Consider the following 243-nt stretch of genomic DNA (forward strand, 5'->3'; position numbering starts at 1 on the left):
TTTACTGTAAAAGTAACATCTGCTGTTGTAGCGGCACAACTTCCATTGGCTGCTATTGTATAACGTACCGTTACATTGGTATCACTCGCTACATCTGCTGGGGTATACGTTGTTCCTGAGATACTTCCACCTCCAGAGACAATACTCCATGTTCCTCCTGCTGGACTTCCTACTAAGGCTTTAGTATCGTCCTCACAAATTGCACTATTATCTGTTGTATTTGCTGCTGCTCCTGGGTTCGCG

At 44.9% G+C, this 243-nt stretch carries 1 protein-coding gene; it reads right to left on the reverse strand.

Translation table 11 applies throughout. From position 1 onward, the window contains the following. Nucleotides 1-243, reverse strand: a 243-nt coding sequence (locus C1E24_RS21045; protein WP_206078150.1) for a hypothetical protein, incomplete at both ends; no start/stop codon positions are given.

It is taken from the genome of Pseudoalteromonas phenolica (assembly GCF_005876835.1).
GTDB lineage: Bacteria > Pseudomonadota > Gammaproteobacteria > Enterobacterales > Alteromonadaceae > Pseudoalteromonas > Pseudoalteromonas phenolica_B.